Here is an 18,864-nt window from a genome sequence, read left to right on the forward strand (position 1 = left end):
TGGTGTTGTTGCAAAAATCATTGCTTAATTGCTAGCAAATTGATTTGAAAGAAAGGTCACTTCGGTGGCCTTTTTTTATGCCTGCAATAAAGGTGAGTTTAGAGGTCGAACCCATCCATGGTAGCTCGGTCCAGTGCACACATCCATGTGTGCCCGTTCAGTCAGGCGGCGCAGTGCGCCTAAACAAACTGACTTCACCCTTGTCGGTCGTTCAACCGGCTGGCGCCGTGCGCCAGAAAGATTCCGGCTTCACCCTTTTTTGTGCCTGTAAGAAAGTTAAATGTCGAGGGTGAACCCATCCCTAGTGATGGAGTCCAGCCCGACATCTCGATAACTACTCCTGCGTTATTCTACCTTCAACCATCCATGGTGGTCGCCTGTCGGTCGTTCAACCGGCTGGTGCGGTGCACCAGAAAGATTCCGGTTTCATCTTTTTTTAGTCTTTTTACTGTTGCACCAAATGGTCAATTACTTGCCGATAAATTTCACCTGAATTCCGGTTAATTTAGTTCAATAGTGTAGAATGACGTCATGCATTTGGCTCCCTTGCCGATACAAAATTAGCTTTGCTTAACTTTCCCACTCTCGTAAGAACACAAATGAAACAGTTATCTATTAAACAAAAAATAATGCTCACGCTTACTCTCTTCGTGCTATTAACTTCGGTGCTCGTCGGTGGGATAAGCATGATGACAGCGAGAAGCGCCGTTGAATCACGCGTGCTAAGTACCGAGCTACCAAACGTCGTTAAGCGTATCGGTAATCAAATTGACAGCAAAATTATCGCAATGCAGCTTATCGCCACGCAAATCGCTACTGATCCATTTATTTTGCAATGGAATGCCCAAGGCCAGTCAGAGCAAGGCGAGAAAACATTTATTCAAGTGTTGAAAAATGCCGTAAGCAAACACGGCCTAAGTGCTGCTTCTTTTGCCGATAAGCAAACGAATCGCTACTGGAACCAAGATGGCTTTCTGCGAACCTTAAAAGACGATGCAGCCGATGGTTGGTTTTTTGATTATACCCAAAGTAAGCAACCCACTATGGTCAGTGTTTACAGAGATCCAAATACAGGTAAAACGGATCTTTTTGTTAACTATCAGCAACGCAATGGACGCGGACTGTCAGGAACGGCAAAATCGTTCAAGGACGTGGTGGATTTGCTGGCGAGTTTTCAGTTAGAGCAATCTGGTTTTGTGTATTTGGTTGATGGTCAGGGTAAAGTACGTTTACACACAGATGCAGGCTTAATTAACCAAGCGGATCTAGCAAGCCTTTATGGTGTCAATAACGTTACTAATTTACTGAATGAAAACGACTTTAATTTAGCAGTTATTAATAAAGACGATTCCGATTTTATTGTGGCCTCGAGTTTTATACCTAGTATGAATTGGTTTGTTGTTGCCCAAGTGCCCTATGATGAAATGTTCGCTTCGTTGCGCAGTGCTACTTGGCACATTACACTTTGGGCTTTGTTGATCGCCGTTTTGGCCTGCGTTGCAGCTTGGTTTGTTGCTAGCAGTATTACTCAACCTATAAGTCGTTTGGCACAAGTGTTTATGCGCTTGGGTTCTGGGAATGCTGATCTTACTTATCGGTTGCCAGAGCATGGTCAAAAGGAAGTGGCAGATGTCGCTAAAGGTTACAATCAGTTTGTAAATCAATTAGATCAAACCTTTACTGAGGTGGTGCAAAATAGTGTGGCACTCAAGGACGTTGCTCGTTCGTTACAAAATATAGCGGGAGAGACCCTAGAAAGTGCCCAACATAGCGATGAGCATACCCAAGATATCTCTATGAATTTGAGCCAAGTAAGCAGTGCTGTCAGCGAAGTAGCAAAAAGCGCGGAGTCAGCGACCTTGGTAGCCGTGCAAATCAATTCAGAGGGTGCGCAAATATCTCAGGTGATTACCAACACTCAGCAAGATATTAATGGCTTGGTGAGTAAAATTAATGATGTGGCTGAGGTCATTCGCTCTCTTAGCAATAACACAGATACAATTGCCAACGTACTGGAAAATATTCAGGCAATTTCTGATCAAACAAACTTGTTAGCACTTAATGCGGCTATTGAAGCGGCCAGAGCTGGTGAACAAGGCAGGGGTTTTGCCGTTGTTGCTGATGAGGTTCGCACATTAGCAAAGCGTACTGCGGATTCTACCCATGAAGTGCAGGCCATTATGCAAGAGCTCAAGGTAACCTCGGCATCTGCAACCAAAGAAATTTCATCTATCATTGAACAGTCGCAAATCACAGCGAGTTCTATTGGCACTGCACATCAAGTGCTTGAGGCTAATAGCGCTCACTTCAACGATATTACTCACGCGAATCGTTCAGTGGCTGCAGCAACAGAAGAACAGTCTGTCAGCATTGAATTGATTAATCGTAATATGCAAGATATTCGAAATCGTTCCCAACAAAACATGCATAAAATTGCTCAGATGGCCGATGAGTCTGGTGGGCTGAACGCGCTTGCACAACAACTTGATGCCCTGACCCATCAGTTTAATAAAGACAAAAGATAATGTTTTCCCCTAAGCGATGGGTAAGACTAGTCTCCTAGGGGGATACGTTGAACAGTTAATTTATCTGCATCGTACAAACTGGCTTTGTGTAATAAAGAGGTCAGGTGAATCGCTTCGATTGATGCGGTTATCTTGGCTTTTTCACCAAAATCAGACACCTCTACTTTAAGCGCAAACTCGCGGGTTAAATCGTCTATAACGCCCTGTAAGGCATAATTGTACTCAAGGCTGACTTTGTCCATGGCGACGCGAGTTTTAGTCTTCACAAGGGGCAGAGCTTGTTTAACGCCACCGCCATAAGCTTTAACTAATCCTCCTGTTCCCAGCTTGATGCCGCCTGAATAGCGTACTACCACGGCACAAATCTCACCGATATTACTGCCCTGTAACTGGGCGAGAATAGGTTTGCCTGCGGTTCCACTTGGCTCGCCATCATCACTAAAGCCCAGTTGCATAGAATCACTTGGTGCGCCAGCAACAAATCCCCAGCAGTGATGACGTGCTTGTGAGTGGGTGTCTTTCATTTGCTGAACAAAGGCTTTGGCTTTTTCAGCACTAGGCGTATGTGCTAAGCAGGTTATAAAGCGGCTACGTTTTATTTCCTCTTCAAAGGTAACTGTGGCACTAGGAATTAAATACGGGGGCGTAATAGGCATAAACTCTATCGTTTGGCAGAAAAATGAACTAATGAAAATTATACGTAAAATGCAAAAAACTGTCTCAGGTGTTTGCCTGAGACAGTTTTTATTTGAACAAACGAGCTTTAATCTAGTGAGTAGGCGCTACCCGGTAGAGTACTACCCCGTAGACGCTACCCGGTAGAGTACTACCCCGTATTCCTCATACCCACGGCGATACCTGCAATGGTGACCATCATGGCACGTTCTAGGGTCGGGTCGGCTTCATCACCTTTGGCACGAATCCGCTCTAGCAATTCTATTTGTAAGAAGTGCAGTGGTTGTAAGTAACCCGCACGGATGTTCATTGACTCATTGCCTTTAGGATCTGACTCCATGACTTCTTTTTGTTGAAGTACATCCAGCAACAGGCTCATGCTCATATTCAGTTCATCACGTAGAGCATCACCTAAATGACGCAATTCTTCTGGTACCAAACGTTTGTCGTATTCAGCACTGATACGAGGATCCGCTTTGCCAAATACCATGTCTAACATCGAAAAGCGCGAATGGAAGAAAGGCCAATTCGCTAGCATGTCGTCGATAAGAGGGCGATGACCGGCATCGATAGCCGTTTGTACTGCTTTCATTGCGCCTAACCATGAAGGTAATACTAAGCGTGTTTGCGCCCAAGCAAAAATCCATGGGATCGCACGTAAACTTTCAATGCCACCACTGGGCTTACGTTTAGCTGGGCGACTACCTAGTGGCAGTTTACCTAACTCTTGCTCAGGGGTCGCAACCCTAAAATAAGGCACAAAACTTTCATCGTGTCTTACCGTGTTGCGGTAATTATCACGGGCGTTAGCTGCTACTTCAGTGATCAAGTCACGCCATTCTTGTTTTGGTGCCGGCGGCGGAGAAATTAACGCTTCTAATATTGCACTTGCATACAAAGACAGGCTACGCTGTGCAAGTTGCGGCATACCGAATTTGTAGCGAATGGTTTCGCCTTGCTCTGTTACGCGGAAACCACCTGATAGTGACCCCGGAGGCTGAGAAAGAATCGCAGCATGAGCAGGTAAGCCACCGCGACCAATCGTACCGCCACGGCCATGGAACAAGGTTAATTCAACACCGAATTTCTCAGCAATTGCAACAAGGGCTTCTTGAGACTCGTATTGAGCCCAACCAGCTGCCATGGCACCCGCATCTTTTGCTGAATCAGAATAACCGATCATCACGTATTGGTGGCCTTGAATATATCCACGATACCAGTCGATGTTCATTAGGGCATCAATAACGCTTGAAGCAGCGTTCAAGTCGTCTAACGTTTCGAACAGAGGTGCCACCGGCATAGGCCAGGTCACGCCAAATTCACGCAATAATAAATGTACGCTGAGCACGTCAGAGGGCAAACTTGCCATGGAGATGATATAAATCCCAAAGCCTTCTTCGCTATGTTGCGCGACCACTTTACATGTATCAATGACTTCTTGTACGTCAGCAGAAGGCTGCCATTTCGACGGGAACAATGGGCGCTTCGAGCTTAGCTCTTTCAATAAGAAAGCTTGTTTGTCTTCTTCACTCCAATTGGCGTAGTCACCCATGCCTAAGTGACGCGTTAGCTCGCTGAATACATCAGCATGACGTTCAGAGTCTTGGCGAATATCTAATTTAAGCAGATGTACACCAAAACAATGTACTCGGCGAATGGTGTCTAATAAACGGCCATCGGCGATGACGCTCATGCCACAGGCTTGCAACGAGTTGTAGCACAGCATCAAGGGCGTAAGTAATTCGTCTTTGCTGCTAATCCATTCGCTGTCGTCAACGGCTTCACCGTTTAGAAACTCAGCAATACCGTTTTTAGTGTTAGTGAGTTTATTCAAAAGTGGGCGTAGCAACGCGCGATACGGTTCAAGTTCGTCACCGACCTTAGCGCGAATTGTGTCATCACAATCGCTCATAGACAGCTCAACTTGCAGCATATCCACGTCTTGGGCGAAAAGTTTAGCTGCGCGTTTACGAGCTAACAGCAATACTTGCTGGGTAACTTTTGACGTAACAAAAGGGTTACCGTCTCGGTCTCCACCCATCCAGGAGCTTAACTTTACTGGTGCTGCATCTAGCGGTAGGGCAAGGTCATATTTTGCTTCGAATTTAGTGCTTAACTCGCGTACGAAATCAGGTACGGCTTCCCACAGTGAGTTTTCAATCACTGAGAAGCCCCAGCGCGCTTCATCAACGGGAGTCGGGCGTACGGTACGGATTTCTTCAGTGTGCCAAGCTTGGGCCACTAAGTCAGAAATACGTGTGCGAATTTTATCTCGCTCGATGTCAGTTAAGCTAGTTTGGTGTATTTGACGTAAACACTGCGCTAATTCACTGTGTTTATGGATCAAGGTACGACGTGTCACTTCGGTAGGGTGAGCCGTTAATACCAATTCGATGCTAAGTTGATTAACTGCTTTTTCGAAGGTTTCAGCCGATACATTGTCTTTGTCCAAATGATTGAACAATTCTTGAATGGAATCTTGATCGTGATTAGCACTATTAAACTCTTGCTCTGCAATATTGGCTAAATTTAAAAACTGAGAGAATGCACGGCCAACAACAAGTAGTTGTTCGTCTTCAAGTTCGCTGAAAAGGGCTTTCAGTTTATCTGAACAGTCTGTATCACCTTTGTATGATTCACGACCGTCTAATCTGATGGCTTCTATTCGCTGCAGCCACTCATCCCCTAACTGGGCTCTGATCATGTCCCCTAACGTTGAACCTAGGTTACGTACCGTTTCTTTGAGTTGTGAGTCTAGAATTTTTGGCACTGGTGCCTCCGCTGGAATTATAGAAGATTAATGATTAATGCTAAGAACAGCCCGTTACCATACTGTTAAAATGGTGAATTGTCTAAAAACCAAAAGTGGTAACTTAGCAACAAGATGCATACTTTTACCTTAAAGTTAGCGGCAGTGGTAGGTGTATTTGCACTTGAAAGTTTTCATTATTGCTTACGGATAAAACTAACTACAGACGCTTTTTTAAATCAGCGTGTGCTTTGTGATACCCTGTCGACCAATTTTTATGAAGCAGTGTGATTTTACGCTGTTATTCAAATTTCTAGGAGTCATTGTGTCAGATAAATTTTCAACGATTGAGTTACAAGCCAGCTACGGTATTGGTCTGCAAATGGGTGAGCAACTTCGTTCAAATCCATTCGACGGCTTGGATATCTCAGCCGTTCAAGAAGGCCTAGCAGATGCCTTTAACTTGCAACCAGCTCAAGTTACGAATGATGCACTTCGCGAAGCGTTCAATGAAATTCATCAGCGCATGCAAGCTGCTAAAAACGCGCAGTTCGCTGAAGCACAAGAAGCGGGCGAAGCATTCTTGTCAGACAACGCTAAGCGTGACGAAGTGACGGTAACTGAAAGTGGTTTACAGTACGAAGTGATTAACGCGGGTAACGGTGAAACGCCGACTGCTGCGTCTACTGTACGTGTTCATTATCACGGCACTTTACTAGACGGAACTGTTTTCGACAGCTCTTATGATCGCGGTCAGCCAGCTGAATTCCCTGTTGGTGGTGTCATTAAAGGTTGGACTGAAGCACTTCAGCTTATGCAAGTTGGTGCTAAGTTACGTTTATTTGTTCCACATGATCTGGCTTATGGCGAACAAGGTGCTGGCGGCGCAATCGCTCCATTTAGTACGCTTGTTTTCGATGTCGAGTTACTTGATATCATCGCATAACGTCATGTTTGACGATTTAAAAAGCCGGTTCGCCGGCTTTTTTTGTGTCTAATTATCACAACCTAGTCAAAATGGCATGAAAATTTGCGTGTTTAACAAACTGTTAAAACACCTAGCGGCTTTTTGCTGGTAAAATAATCGAATATTAGAAGTGTTCTTTGATAATTGAGGAAAATGAATGATTGATATAACTGGCGATCGTGGCAGCAATGTCAAAAACGATGTGCTATCTGGTATCACGGTTGCGTTAGCACTTGTGCCTGAAGCGGTCGCGTTTGCATTCGTCGCGGGTGTAGAGCCGATGGTTGGCTTGTATGCGGCCTTTATGATGGGCTTGATAACGTCTGCAATAGGCGGGCGTCCCGGTATGATTTCAGGTGCCACTGGCGCTATGGCTGTTGTCATGGTGGCATTGGTAGCACAACATGGTGTGCAATATTTATTTGCTGCTGTGTTGTTAGCAGGTTTACTGCAAATTCTAGCAGGGGTATTTAAGCTAGGAAAATTCATTCGTTTGGTACCGTATCCCGTTATGCTCGGTTTTGTAAACGGGTTAGCGATCGTTATTTTCCTTGCTCAGCTCGGACAGTTCAAAATAACCAACAGCCTAGGTGAACTAGAATGGATGCAGGGTAGTGCACTGTATTACATGTTGGGCCTTGTAGGACTGACTATGGCTATTATCTTCTTATTGCCTAAATTGACCAAAGCAGTGCCTGCCTCATTAGTGGCTATAGTCACCGTGACGCTTTTAGTACATGGCTTAGATTTAGAAGCACGCACGGTTATCGATTTCGTACGTGACATGTTACCTGAAGAGCAAAAAGCCAGTGCGACCCTTGCAGGTGAACTACCGTCCTTTGCTATTCCAATGGTGCCATTTAATCTTCAAACCCTATATATCATTTTACCTACCTCAGTCATTCTGGCTTTAGTTGGTCTAATTGAATCACTATTAACCTTGTCACTTATTGATGAAATGACCGATACCCGTGGTAGTGGTAATCGTGAATGCGTAGGTCAAGGCGTTGCCAATACCGTGAACGGTGTATTTGGTGGTATGGGCGGTTGCGCCATGATTGGACAAAGCATGATCAACATTAACTCAGGTGGTCGTGGGCGTTTGTCTGGTATAACAGCGGCATTGGTATTGCTTGGCTTTATCCTGTTTGCCGCTCCATTAATTGAAATGATCCCATTGGCAGCGTTGGTTGGTGTGATGTTTATCGTTGTTATTGGTACCTTTGAGTGGGCTTCGTTCCGCATTATTCGCGGTGTCAATAAAGAGGATGCATTCGTACTGTTTCTCGTAACTGCGGTAACCGTTATCGCTGATTTGGCCATTGCAGTCGTCGTCGGGGTTATAGTGTCAGCATTAGTATTCGCTTGGAAACACGCTAAGCATATTTCGGCTAAAACCCATACTGATGATGATGGCTGGAAAGTATACGAGCTGCAGGGGCCGCTGTTTTTTGGTTCTGTTTCTTACTTCAAAGACTTGTTCGACCCACAAAATGACCCTCAAGATGTGGTGATTGATTTTAATGAATCGCGTGTATGGGACTCATCAGGCGTAGATGCTATTGATTCTTTAGCAGACAAATACCAGCAACAGGGTAAGAAGTTACATATCAGGCATATATCAGCAGAATGCCGAGCATTGATGAACAAAGCTCAGGGTTATGTTGAAATGAATCTGAATGAAGATCCGCGCTATAAAATTGCTACAGACAAACTGGGTTAACCCAGACAGTAGATTTCTAGCGTACAACGAAAAAACCGCTGAAGATGGCTTCAGCGGTTTTTTTATAAGCGTTTAAAACATCTCTAATTCATCGGCTTGGGTCATTCCTAGCTCACGCAATTCTTGTCGCAACTTATAGCGATCGTGAATGGCTTCAATCTCTCTCCACTTTCTTTTTGTTGTTTTCGTTTTAGTTGGGCGGGATTCGGTATCAATTACAGTTAATAATTCAGATGTATCCATTGAGATCTCCATTATTACTTATTGTATAGCATTGAAATCGTTGAGCTTTCCATTATTGGTTAAGTGAAAAACTCAAATAATATTTACCATAGGCAGGAGTAAAATAGAATACATTTCTTAACTTTATATTAACGTTTGGTGAAGTTTTTTTGACAGTGAAAGGCGCTAAAGTGAGCAATCAAGAGGGTTGCAGCTTAGTTTTGTATATTATTTCATCATAAAAAGAATAGATCTCATTTTAGTGGTTGATTGTTTTTTGTACACATAAGGTTCATTTTGCTTTTCTCAAATGCAATTTCTGTTTCGCGCGTTTAATTTGCCTCTTGATTAATCATTCAAAGTTGCCATGCTACGGGCAAAATACAGCAATCGTAGTATCGTATATGGAAATAATGTGGCTTTTATTCGCCTTTGTCGGCGGCTTAAGTATGAAGCAGTTGGGGCTACCGCCGCTGATTGGCTTTCTTGGCGCAGGCTTTTCGCTAAACTATTTCGGTTTTGAAAATTCTGACAACCTGCAAGCACTTGCTGATCTTGGTATCACCTTGATGTTGTTTACCATAGGTCTAAAGCTCAATGTACGGGATTTACTTAAGCCTGAGGTGTGGGTCGCTAGTGCCCAACATATGCTGATTTGGGTATTACTGGTTACAGGCGTAATTTATGGTTTAACGTATCTCGGATTATCGTATTTTGCTGACATGACATTACAGCAGGCAGCGTTGCTGGCGTTTGCTTTGAGCTTTTCCAGCACGGTATGCGTGGTAAAAATCCTCGAAGAAAGCGGAGAAATGAAAACCCGCCATGGCAAAATAGCCATAGGTGTGCTGGTTATGCAGGATATCTTCGCGGTATTGTTTTTGGTCATCGCCGCAGGAAAAACGCCAACCCTGTGGGCGCTTGCCTTATTTGCCTTGTGGTTCGCCCGGCCCATACTCTATCGAATCATCAACAGCGCCGGCCACGGCGAATTGCTACCGCTAACTGGGTTTCTGTTCGCGTTAGGGGGCTATTATGTCTTTGATCTTGTTGGTGTTAAGGGGGATTTAGGCGCGCTTATTTTAGGCATGCTTATCGCACCTCATGCAAAAGCCGCTGAATTGAATAAATCACTTTTGAGTTTTAAAGACTTATTCTTAGTGGGCTTTTTCTTATCTATTGGACTAATCGCATTGCCAGATATGGAAATGGTGATGATAGCGTTACTGCTATGTGTGTTAGTGCCATTAAAGTTCCTGCTGTTTTTTGCCACCTTTGTGCAATTCAAATTGCGCGCCCGAACCGCTTATTTGTCCGGTTTGGTGCTAAGTAACTTCAGTGAGTTTGGGCTAATTGTGGCAGCCTTGGCAGTAGGCTCTGGTTGGCTGAGTGCGCAATGGTTAGTGATTGTTGCGCTTGCGGTATCGTTTTCTTTTGTATTCACCAGCTTGCGTTACAAGACTGCACATAGCCAATATTTGAAACTTAAAGAATCGTTACGTCAGTATGAAAGTAATGTGCGTTTGAAAGAAGACATATATCAGCAACCCGACGGTGCAAGCGTTCTGCTAATCGGTATGGGGCGGGTTGGAAGAGGTGCCTTTGGTGCTTTACTACCCTCTCTAGGTGATGAGCTGTGCGGTGTAGATGCAGACCCACAACGTGTACGCAAGCTACAAGAAGATGGTTTAAAGGTGATTGTGGGTGACGGGGAAGATGCCGACATGTGGGAGAATGTTGATACTACAGATATCAAACTGATTTTGCTGGCATTGCCGTCTGTTGATGACACAGCTCATATCACGCAACAGCTTCGTGTTGCCCAATATCAAGGTAAAATAGCTGCTATCGCCCGTTATGACGATGAAGTAGAAAAGCTGATGTCAACGGGAACCGATTATGTGTTTAACATGTTCACCGAAGCAGGCGCTGGCTTGGCAGAAGAAAGCCTGCGTATGCTAAGTGCAGAGGGGAAATATCAAGTGACCGCATAACGCCTGATACACACTCTTTTACCTATTCATCAGCTGCCCTGGGACTTGCCTGTGCTAGCATTTATGTTTTAGCCCCGTTAAACATACTTTATTTAAGGAGGTAGAATGAGATTGCTAGGACTTTTAACTGCGCTAGTCATGAGTATATCAGTGTCAGCTGCACCCAATGACAGTCAGGTAGCAGAATCAAGCGTTGTGAATGGGGCGGATACTGCCTCTTTGAAATACGACGCCACGTTAAGTGACTTTAGCTATCCCTTTGGCGTTGAATATTTCACCGTTGAATCTCAAGGTCAGTCACTCGATATGGCCTATATGTATTTACCCAGCACAGATGCTAAACCCGTAGTGGTATTGCTCCATGGTAAAAACTTTAATGGCGCCTATTGGCAACAAACCGCAAGCTATTTGCATCAGCAAGGTTATGGTGTGTTGATACCTGACCAGATAGGTTTTGGTAAATCAGCCAAGCCCACCGAGTATCAATACTCGTTTGCGGCACTGGCCAGTCATACAAAAGCATTGATGTCCTCGCTGGATATTAAAAAGAGCATCATATTAGGGCATTCAATGGGCGGCATGTTAGCCAGTCGCTTCGCATTACTTTATCCAGAAAGTACCTCAAAGCTGTTGTTGGTTAATCCCATTGGTTTAGAGAACTATTTACTATACAGCCAATATAAGGATGTTGATTTCTTTTATCAGCAAGAATTAAAGAAAACCGCCAAATCAATTCAAGCGTATCAGCAGAAAAACTACTATGCCGGTCAATGGAATCAAAGGTATGCAGAGCTAACGTACTTTATGATTGGGCAAGTACAAGGACCTGACAAAGACACCATTGCTCAAGTAAACGCGCTAACCTATGACATGATATTTACTCAGCCTGTCATTGATGAGTTTAGTCATATAAAAGTGCCCACACGGTTGATTCTGGGCACTCGTGATCGAACCGCCCCAGGGCGCAATTGGCAAAAAGCGGGAAATACGTATGAATTGGGCCGTTATGATAAGCTCGGCGAACGCGTGGTGCACACCTTACAGGACGGCAAGCTATACCAATTATCTGGCCTAGGACATTTACCGCAAGTTGAAGACTTCGATCGTTTTAAAGCGGTGTTAACACAAGCACTACAATAAAGCTTTATTCGGCAACTCTACATTAAAACAGCGGGAATGCTTGTCAATTAAAGGCGCTCTCATACTATTTAGCCCTGCTTAGCGTGGGGCTTTGCGTTTATGGCCTATTAACGCTACTACGAATAAGCGTTGAGGCAGGCGGGTACAAGTACAGATACTTTGTATTTTCCTGTGACAAGCTTTCTTGCTCGTTTTCGGGCGCAAATAACGGCGTTGCGCCGTGCTGGCTAAATCCGGATAATCTAGTTAACGAATCAAGTGGCAATGCATCTATGACCATTCCTTTTATCAGAGAACAAGAACTAAAATCACTTTGCCAAAGCGAAGCGTTATCTCATGCTTTGTTTTCGGTGGATTATTTAAAAGGATTAGTTTTTGCCGTGGCATCGGCCCCTGAAATACCCATGCCTGAAGTGTGGTTGCCATGGATTTTTCGCCAGCACGGGCAGGTGCCGGATACCCAGACCGCGGATAAGCTTACGGATTTGCTTATGAGCTTGCTACAACATCAGTTACGTTTAATGCGCGACGAGCAGGTGACGTTAGATAGCGCATATGTATTGCCGGAAAATGCACAATGTGTGCAAAGCAGTGACTTGGCGCTATCGAGATGGTGCAGTGGTGTACTAGCAGGACATAGCCAGCTTGAAAGCGTGTGGAATAACGCTTGGCACAAAATGCAGAAAAAGAGCCCGGATGCTATGCAAGCAGCGGCTAAAGATTTGACCCACTGTTTAACCATGCTAAGTACGTTTGCGGATTTGCCTTTAGCCTATGAGCAAGCCAAAAAGCGTCAAAATGAAGAGCAATTTGTATTGTTACTCCCCACTGTGTTTTTGTCTTTACAGCCAGCTTTGAAAACCTATGTCGGACTGTCGGGTAAGTTGGTGGAGTACTTGCCAAATCAGTTTGAAACCTTCAGCCAGCCCCGCAAATAGGCTTATTTTTTAGCTTGCTGCTTTAGCTCGTAATCGAGTTCCTGTGGGGAAATGATTAAACCTTCTTCATCTTGATTTGGAAATACCGCAATAAAGACATCATCCTCTTCCAGCCCTTGTGTCCAGCTTGCGTACCACTTTTCAAGAGAGATCGCTTTAGGCTCACAGTCTTGCCACTCGCCCGTTGCCCAAGATTGAGCAAATTCTTGATTTGGCCAAACTGGAGCGCAGTCTTCATCTTCGCTGTTAAGCATGACGCAGCCGTCTTCATCGGTGAGGATCCAGATTTGTTGGTGACTAACGACTTCTTTTACTAAATAGCGCAGGCGCTCTTCTGGGGTGTAACGTTCAATTTTGTCGATGTTATCTTGACTAAGACTCATAAGAGATACCTTTTATACATAATAATGGCTGATCTTAACTGAAGGTGGGTACTATACCAATGGCTTTCAACGGGCGCCTTAAAACCAGTAATGCTGGCAATTGCTTATGAAGCCGCCAAACAGCATAAGTCTCGCCCTGCCGCCTTTGCTTGGTGCATAGCGGTGTCTGCTCGGCCTAACCATTCAAAACTGGTTTCATCAAATTGATATTCGGCTAAACCTATCGATACGGTAAGGTGAATGCCCTTCTCGAATTGAAAATCGTTTATGGTTTCGCGAATATTTTCTGCAAGGTTAATTGTCTGTTCCAAATCATTATTCGCTAACACCACAAATTCTTCCCCGCCAAAGCGAAAAAGGTGCTGCTCAGATGACAATAGGTGCTCTATCAAGGCTGCGGTTTGAACCAAAATGTTATCGCCGCAGGCATGGCCTTGTTGGGTGTTAATCTTCTTGAACTCATCTAAATCGATCAGCAATAGGCAGGCTTTACTTTGCGGGGGTTGCTGACGTTGCAATTGTACGGTTGAAATTAATTGCTCTTCCATTGCTCTGCGGTTTCCCGCACCCGTTAATGGATCTTTGTAGGATAGAATCAATAGCTGTGCCTGCTGGTACAGCATGCGATCTGAAAACGCATAGCTAAATATAAAGGTAATTAAGCTAGAGAAATAAAAGCGTACGTTATCTAACAGGCTTATCTCTGAAAACAACAGAAAACCAATTAAGGTAACGGTAAAAGCGCTCAACAATGCAGCAATATTCGGAGGGAGAATAAAAAACAGGCAGATAATCGCTGGGTAGGTCCAAACGATTTGATCTGGGCCTTTTAACCAAATGGTACCTGAAGCAATGAACATGCAAGTTATCGACAACAGCCAACGAGCCAACAGAGTACGTTTAGTCAGATAGACATAGGCGAATAATCCGCTGGTAATCGCAATGGTGGTAAAATTTAATAAGGCTATATACCAATCTTGATTATAAATCCGAATAATCAAGAAGGGCAGGATACACAGTGCACCGGCGGCACTGATTGACATCACTATCTGTTCTTCTGAGGAGCGTTTCTGGTATTTCATCGCGCTCTAACTTCCTTTTAAACGATTAAACTGTTTTATCGCCATATCCCTATACTAATGAGCTTCGATGGTAATGCTAGTGCTAGACGACGTAATGCGGCATTTTTTTACTGGTGGAAAAACAAACTAATTCGGGCGACTCACCAATTAGTAACGTTTTCGTTCCAAAATTAATGATAATTCAAAATATAATTTGGTTTATGGTTGTTATTATCTTTTTATATTTGGTTTATCTTTGTTTTATATCACTAAATAAGGATACGACTTAGCCATGCAAAACAACCAAATGATCGACGATGCGAAATTCCTTTCACCGAAACGTAATAGCACCACTGCGAGCAGTATCGATGAACTAAGCCAAGAGCAGCTAAGCCATTTTGGTATCGATATACAAAGTGAATATGGAAAAGCGCTATTTCAGGTGACGCGTCATTTGTATCATGCTCAAGCTGATGTTAATCAGCTTTGGAAGGTCACAAACGACACATTAGCAGGGCTAAAACACCAGGATAAAGTGGCATATTTCAATGCTAAAAAATTCCTCTCTTTCCAAATAGCCAAAATCCTCGATACGCTGCAAAATCCATTCAGAGCGACCTATCAGAGCATGAGCAATCAAGTGGGCGCTGGGTTATCGAAACATCATTACCCCTTATTTGATAATGTCACCGCACTGTTTTCTGCTACGCCTGTGGTGGTGCGCACAGCAACTTATGTATACGCCTGCACAGAATGGGTTGATGATGCCTTTCAAGGAAAAGAGTCTACCCATCAAATCTATTCGCGTTTACTTAACCCGACTAATATTTCCCTGGCGAATGCCATAGTTGATCTAGAGGCTGGCCCTTACGCTCAAGATTACTTAGCCTGGAACTTTAATTCAGGCATGGCCGCCATTGATGCTTTGCTATCAAATGTATTGAGCCATCAAGATGTGCTGATTGTATCGCGTAATGTGTATGGCGGCGTTTACCAATTACTGCATGATTATTTTGCCCGTGAAAATAGACTCGATATTCAATTGGAATGGTTCGATGGTTACTCAACGGCAGAATTTACTGCATTTCTAGCACAGGTGAAAAGCAAGCATGCCGAACGTTTAGCGAGTCAATCGTTGCATGTTTATCTCGAATCTCCGTGTAACCCTCATGGCTATGTACTTGATATCGCCGGTATTAGTAAAGTCAGTCACCGTGAGGGGCACTTAGTGATGCTTGACTCGACCCTTGCCACCCCTGTTTTACACCAACCATTGCAAAGAGAAGATGAACAAGAGCGCCCGGACTATGTTGTTCACAGCTATACCAAGGATATTTGCGGCAGTGGGGCAACCACGGCTGGGGTGGTAATAGGGCAGGGATATCGCATGTTTCAAGCAAAGGGCGATAACGTGAATGGTTATCACTGGTCAAAAACCATGTTTTGGGACGTGTACTACATAAAGGGCGCATTTTTAGATTCTGAAAAAGCGTTTGATGTATTAAATGGTATGAAAACCTTAGAAATGCGCATGCTGCACAAAGTGATCAACACCTCTGTTTTCAGTCATTTTATGGCTTCACACCCAGCTTTGAACGTAAATTGTCATGCGGTTGAGGGGCACGCCAATAGTGAGCTACGTGCTAGTCAAATGCGCAACGGTTGGTGTTGCCCGCTGTTTACTATGGATATGCAGCGAGCGGATATTGACCGAGATACCTTCGTACGTTTTTTCGACGCCCTTGAGCCTGCATTTAGCCATCAAGTCAGTATTGGTCAAAGCAACACGATAATTTTATGCCCTGCGCTGACGTCTCATTCAGAGCTAGATACGGATACGCAAGAAAAAGGCGGAATTTATCTGACCACCATGCGAGTTGCTATGGGGACAGATAACGTGAAAGCATTAATCGGTCATTTGATTAACAGCGCGCGATTGCACATCGACCCCGTATTTCCTGGGTTTAGTGAGCAGTTTATGTCTCCTGATCAGGTAGATTACTTGTATCAAGATGTGGCGACACGGGTGATGAAGCAACAACTGGCCTCATTAGGAAACATGCAGCAGTGGATTGACTGATCCCCCTAGGGGTAGACGAACGAGGCTTTGCAGAAACTGAGCTGAAATCTACCCAATCTTTACCTATACTGAGCGGCTGTTATCACAATTATACTGTCGCTCGTTTCCTTTTTATGGTTTGTAGACGTCATGGGTTTCTTTTCCAACTAGGTCAAAGAAATCAGACTCACGTTCATACTGCATTGGAGTTTTCGAAGGCAAAAGGAATACGCCATGTCAAATAGCCCTCAGCATATCGCGGATAATACGCAAGCACAGCACGATAGCCTTGCCAGTATATTTGGCTTTAATCAGTTTCGCACAGGCCAGCAACAGGTTGTTTCGCAGCTACTGAGTGGCCATTCATCTCTTGCAATATTTCCCACCGGCTCAGGTAAATCCTTATGTTACCAATTTTGCGCGGTACACTTACCTCATTTGACGTTAGTGGTATCGCCATTATTGGCCCTTATGAAAGACCAGTTAGCGTTTTTGCAAACCAAAGGGATCCCAGCCGGTAGTATTGACTCAACATTAAGTCCAGATGAGCAGCGCAATACCATGGAGCGGGTAAAAAGCGGTGAAATCAAGATTTTAATGGTATCGGTGGAGCGCTTTAAGAATGAGCGTTTCCGCCAGTTTATCGACAGCGTCTCAGTATCGATGCTGGTCATTGATGAAGCGCACTGTATTTCTGAATGGGGGCATAATTTTCGACCCGATTACTTAAAACTACCGGATTATAAAGCGCAACTGAATATCCCTTTGGTCTTGCTGTTAACAGCCACGGCGACGAAAAAAGTCAAACTTGATATGGCCAAGCGCTTTGCCATCGCACCCGAGCACATAGTGCAAACAGGCTTTTATCGTGAAAACTTAGATCTCAACGTTATCCCTACTCAAGAACAGCAAAAAGCCTCAACCCTTTTACAGCTCATTGAACAGCAACAAGGTTGCGGTATTGTTTATGTCACCTTGCAACATACTGCAGAGCAAGTCGCCGTGGGCTTGGCGGCCTCTGGTGTGTCGGCCAAAGCGTATCATGCCGGGTTAGGCGATGAGGTTCGTCAGCAGGTGCAGCAAGATTTTATGCTCGGTCGCACCCAAGTGGTGGTGGCTACGATTGCATTTGGTATGGGGATCGACAAGTCAGATATTCGTTTTGTGGTGCATTATGATTTACCTAAATCAATCGAGAATTACAGCCAAGAAATTGGTCGAGCAGGTCGAGATGGTCAACCTTCGCGTTGCATCACACTGGGCAATTTGGATGGCCTGAACACAGTAGAGAATTTTGTTTATGGCGACACGCCTGAATTACAAGGGATCCAAATTGTATTAGACGACATTCGCCAAGGTATTCAAAGCCGTAACACACAACCTTTGAGTAAGACCGCTGCTGATATTAGCTTTGACGGCCAATGGGAAGTACAAATTCACGGCCTTTCAACCCAAAGTAATATTCGACAATTACCGCTAAAAACGCTTTTAGTTCAGCTAGAACTTATGGGGATTGTTCGCCCGCAATATACTTACTTTGCTGACGTACGCTTCAAGTTCTTACAAGATAAAGCCGATGTATTGGGGCGCTTTGATGAAAAGCGTCAAGCTTTTTTAAACAGCGTATTCGAGCACACCGACTTTAAGAAGGTGTGGGGCAGTTTGAACTTCGACACCTTATTTGAGCAAACAGGAGCTGAGCGCTCTCGCGTGGTTGCGGCATTAGAATACCTTGAACAGCATCAACTTATTGAGCTACAAACCAAGCAAATGACCGAGGTATATCAAGTCAATAGTACGGCGATAGATCAATCTGATTTAGCCGAAACACTACATGGTTATTTCAGCGAAAAGGAACAAAAAGAGTTGCAGCGTATCGCGATGTTAGTGCGCTTTTTTCAGCTAGATAAATGCCTGAGTCACAGTTTGTCGCGCTATTTCGATGATCAAAATGCACCAATACAATGTGGGCACTGTAGCGTATGCCGTGGGCAAGTAGCGCATTTTCAGGTCACCAAAGAGGTTACTGATATAGATGAACTTGCGGTGGCCGAAGCGATGCAAGCGTTAGCCGCGCACATCGCGGAAAAAGTTGAGTATCAACTTGGTGAAGACACCTACTGCCGTTTTCTAACGGGCATGACAATGCCTTTATTCACACGCTTAAAAATACGACAGGTAAGGGGCTACGCGCTGTGCGAAAAAAACCGTTACTTGGCAGTTAAAACCATAGTAAGAAAAATCTTAGCAAAGTAATTCACTCGCATTATGTTGTTAAACCATGTCTTTGTCTGTGGCGATTCAGCGCAGTGCTATTTTTTACCTTTTGTGTGGCGTAAATGTACGATTTGTCGATAATATGAGTGTAAAATCATAAAAAAGACATAACTTGTTACTGAATTGGCCATAAAAACTATATATTTACATT

At 44.2% G+C, this 18,864-nt stretch carries 13 protein-coding genes; 8 read left to right on the forward strand and 5 right to left on the reverse strand.

Features of this window, described 5'->3' with window-relative positions:
* Positions 1 to 599 precede the first annotated feature (599 nt).
* The gene (locus tag GCHA_RS09355) at positions 600 to 2,525 is read left to right on the forward strand and encodes a methyl-accepting chemotaxis protein (RefSeq protein WP_039992310.1); all 1,926 of its coding nucleotides are present in this window, start codon (positions 600 to 602) and stop codon (positions 2,523 to 2,525) included.
* Positions 2,526 to 2,551: 26 nt separating this feature from the next.
* Here the strand turns inward: GCHA_RS09355 and GCHA_RS09360 are convergent, their stop codons facing one another.
* A complete protein-coding gene (locus tag GCHA_RS09360; protein WP_007987487.1) occupies positions 2,552 to 3,181 on the reverse strand; it encodes a YigZ family protein in 630 nt (209 codons plus the stop codon).
* A 170-nt stretch (positions 3,182 to 3,351) separates the two neighbouring features.
* Positions 3,352 to 5,970, reverse strand: coding sequence for a phosphoenolpyruvate carboxylase (ppc, locus tag GCHA_RS09365; protein ID WP_007987488.1), 2,619 nt, complete (start codon positions 5,968 to 5,970; stop codon positions 3,352 to 3,354).
* 304 nt (positions 5,971 to 6,274) lie between these two features.
* On the opposite strand from ppc, the gene bamJ reads away from it, so the two are divergent.
* Positions 6,275 to 6,895, forward strand: a complete 621-nt coding sequence (bamJ, locus tag GCHA_RS09370; RefSeq protein WP_007987490.1) for a BamJ family beta-barrel-assembly machinery protein — start codon at positions 6,275 to 6,277, stop codon at positions 6,893 to 6,895.
* Between the two features lie 178 nt (positions 6,896 to 7,073).
* Entirely contained in the window at positions 7,074 to 8,639 is a 1,566-nt protein-coding gene (locus GCHA_RS09375) for a SulP family inorganic anion transporter (protein WP_007987491.1), read from the forward strand.
* 72 nt (positions 8,640 to 8,711) lie between these two features.
* Here the strand turns inward: GCHA_RS09375 and GCHA_RS22580 are convergent, their stop codons facing one another.
* On the reverse strand, positions 8,712 to 8,882 hold the full coding sequence (locus GCHA_RS22580; RefSeq protein WP_007987496.1) for a DUF3545 family protein: 171 nt from the start codon (positions 8,880 to 8,882) through the stop codon (positions 8,712 to 8,714).
* Positions 8,883 to 9,265: 383 nt separating this feature from the next.
* Between GCHA_RS22580 and GCHA_RS09380 the strand changes: the two genes are divergently transcribed.
* The 3 genes from GCHA_RS09380 (at position 9,266) to GCHA_RS09390 (ending at position 12,933) form a co-directional block, all read left to right on the forward strand.
* Positions 9,266 to 10,855 carry a cation:proton antiporter family protein gene (locus tag GCHA_RS09380; protein ID WP_013752866.1) on the forward strand — a complete coding sequence of 530 codons (1,590 nt, stop codon included), beginning with the start codon at positions 9,266 to 9,268 and terminating at the stop codon, positions 10,853 to 10,855.
* Positions 10,856 to 10,960: 105 nt separating this feature from the next.
* Positions 10,961 to 11,995: an alpha/beta fold hydrolase gene (locus tag GCHA_RS09385; RefSeq protein ID WP_007987500.1), complete on the forward strand. Its 1,035-nt coding sequence runs from the start codon at positions 10,961 to 10,963 to the stop codon at positions 11,993 to 11,995.
* A 272-nt stretch (positions 11,996 to 12,267) separates the two neighbouring features.
* A complete protein-coding gene (locus GCHA_RS09390; RefSeq protein WP_007987504.1) occupies positions 12,268 to 12,933 on the forward strand; it encodes a UPF0149 family protein in 666 nt (221 codons plus the stop codon).
* Positions 12,934 to 12,935: 2 nt separating this feature from the next.
* Here the strand turns inward: GCHA_RS09390 and GCHA_RS09395 are convergent, their stop codons facing one another.
* On the reverse strand, positions 12,936 to 13,316 hold the full coding sequence (locus tag GCHA_RS09395; RefSeq protein WP_007987507.1) for a DUF2750 domain-containing protein: 381 nt from the start codon (positions 13,314 to 13,316) through the stop codon (positions 12,936 to 12,938).
* A 104-nt stretch (positions 13,317 to 13,420) separates the two neighbouring features.
* Positions 13,421 to 14,398 carry a GGDEF domain-containing protein gene (locus tag GCHA_RS09400; protein WP_007987509.1) on the reverse strand — a complete coding sequence of 326 codons (978 nt, stop codon included), beginning with the start codon at positions 14,396 to 14,398 and terminating at the stop codon, positions 13,421 to 13,423.
* A 271-nt stretch (positions 14,399 to 14,669) separates the two neighbouring features.
* Here GCHA_RS09400 and GCHA_RS09405 point away from each other — a divergent pair, with 271 nt between their 5' ends.
* Entirely contained in the window at positions 14,670 to 16,457 is a 1,788-nt protein-coding gene (locus tag GCHA_RS09405; protein ID WP_007987512.1) for a trans-sulfuration enzyme family protein, read from the forward strand.
* 213 nt (positions 16,458 to 16,670) lie between these two features.
* Positions 16,671 to 18,692 carry a RecQ family ATP-dependent DNA helicase gene (locus tag GCHA_RS09410; RefSeq protein ID WP_007987514.1) on the forward strand — a complete coding sequence of 674 codons (2,022 nt, stop codon included), beginning with the start codon at positions 16,671 to 16,673 and terminating at the stop codon, positions 18,690 to 18,692.
* Positions 18,693 to 18,864: the final 172 nt, after the last annotated feature.

The sequence above is a fragment of the Paraglaciecola chathamensis S18K6 genome (assembly GCA_000314955.1).
Lineage (GTDB): Bacteria > Pseudomonadota > Gammaproteobacteria > Enterobacterales > Alteromonadaceae > Paraglaciecola > Paraglaciecola chathamensis.

Excerpts from the sequence above, each read along its gene's own strand:
- GCHA_RS09355 (WP_039992310.1), top strand. The coding sequence starts at position 600 with ATGAAACAGTTATCTATTAAACAAAAAATAATGCTCACGCTTACTCTC.
- GCHA_RS09360 (WP_007987487.1), bottom strand. The coding sequence starts at position 3,181 with ATGCCTATTACGCCCCCGTATTTAATTCCTAGTGCCACAGTTACCTTT.
- GCHA_RS09375 (WP_007987491.1), top strand. The coding sequence starts at position 7,074 with ATGATTGATATAACTGGCGATCGTGGCAGCAATGTCAAAAACGATGTG.
- GCHA_RS22580 (WP_007987496.1), bottom strand. The coding sequence starts at position 8,882 with ATGGATACATCTGAATTATTAACTGTAATTGATACCGAATCCCGCCCA.
- GCHA_RS09380 (WP_013752866.1), top strand. The coding sequence starts at position 9,266 with ATGGAAATAATGTGGCTTTTATTCGCCTTTGTCGGCGGCTTAAGTATG.
- GCHA_RS09385 (WP_007987500.1), top strand. The coding sequence starts at position 10,961 with ATGAGATTGCTAGGACTTTTAACTGCGCTAGTCATGAGTATATCAGTG.
- GCHA_RS09390 (WP_007987504.1), top strand. The coding sequence starts at position 12,268 with ATGACCATTCCTTTTATCAGAGAACAAGAACTAAAATCACTTTGCCAA.
- GCHA_RS09395 (WP_007987507.1), bottom strand. The coding sequence starts at position 13,316 with ATGAGTCTTAGTCAAGATAACATCGACAAAATTGAACGTTACACCCCA.
- GCHA_RS09400 (WP_007987509.1), bottom strand. The coding sequence starts at position 14,398 with ATGAAATACCAGAAACGCTCCTCAGAAGAACAGATAGTGATGTCAATC.
- GCHA_RS09405 (WP_007987512.1), top strand. The coding sequence starts at position 14,670 with ATGCAAAACAACCAAATGATCGACGATGCGAAATTCCTTTCACCGAAA.
- GCHA_RS09410 (WP_007987514.1), top strand. The coding sequence starts at position 16,671 with ATGTCAAATAGCCCTCAGCATATCGCGGATAATACGCAAGCACAGCAC.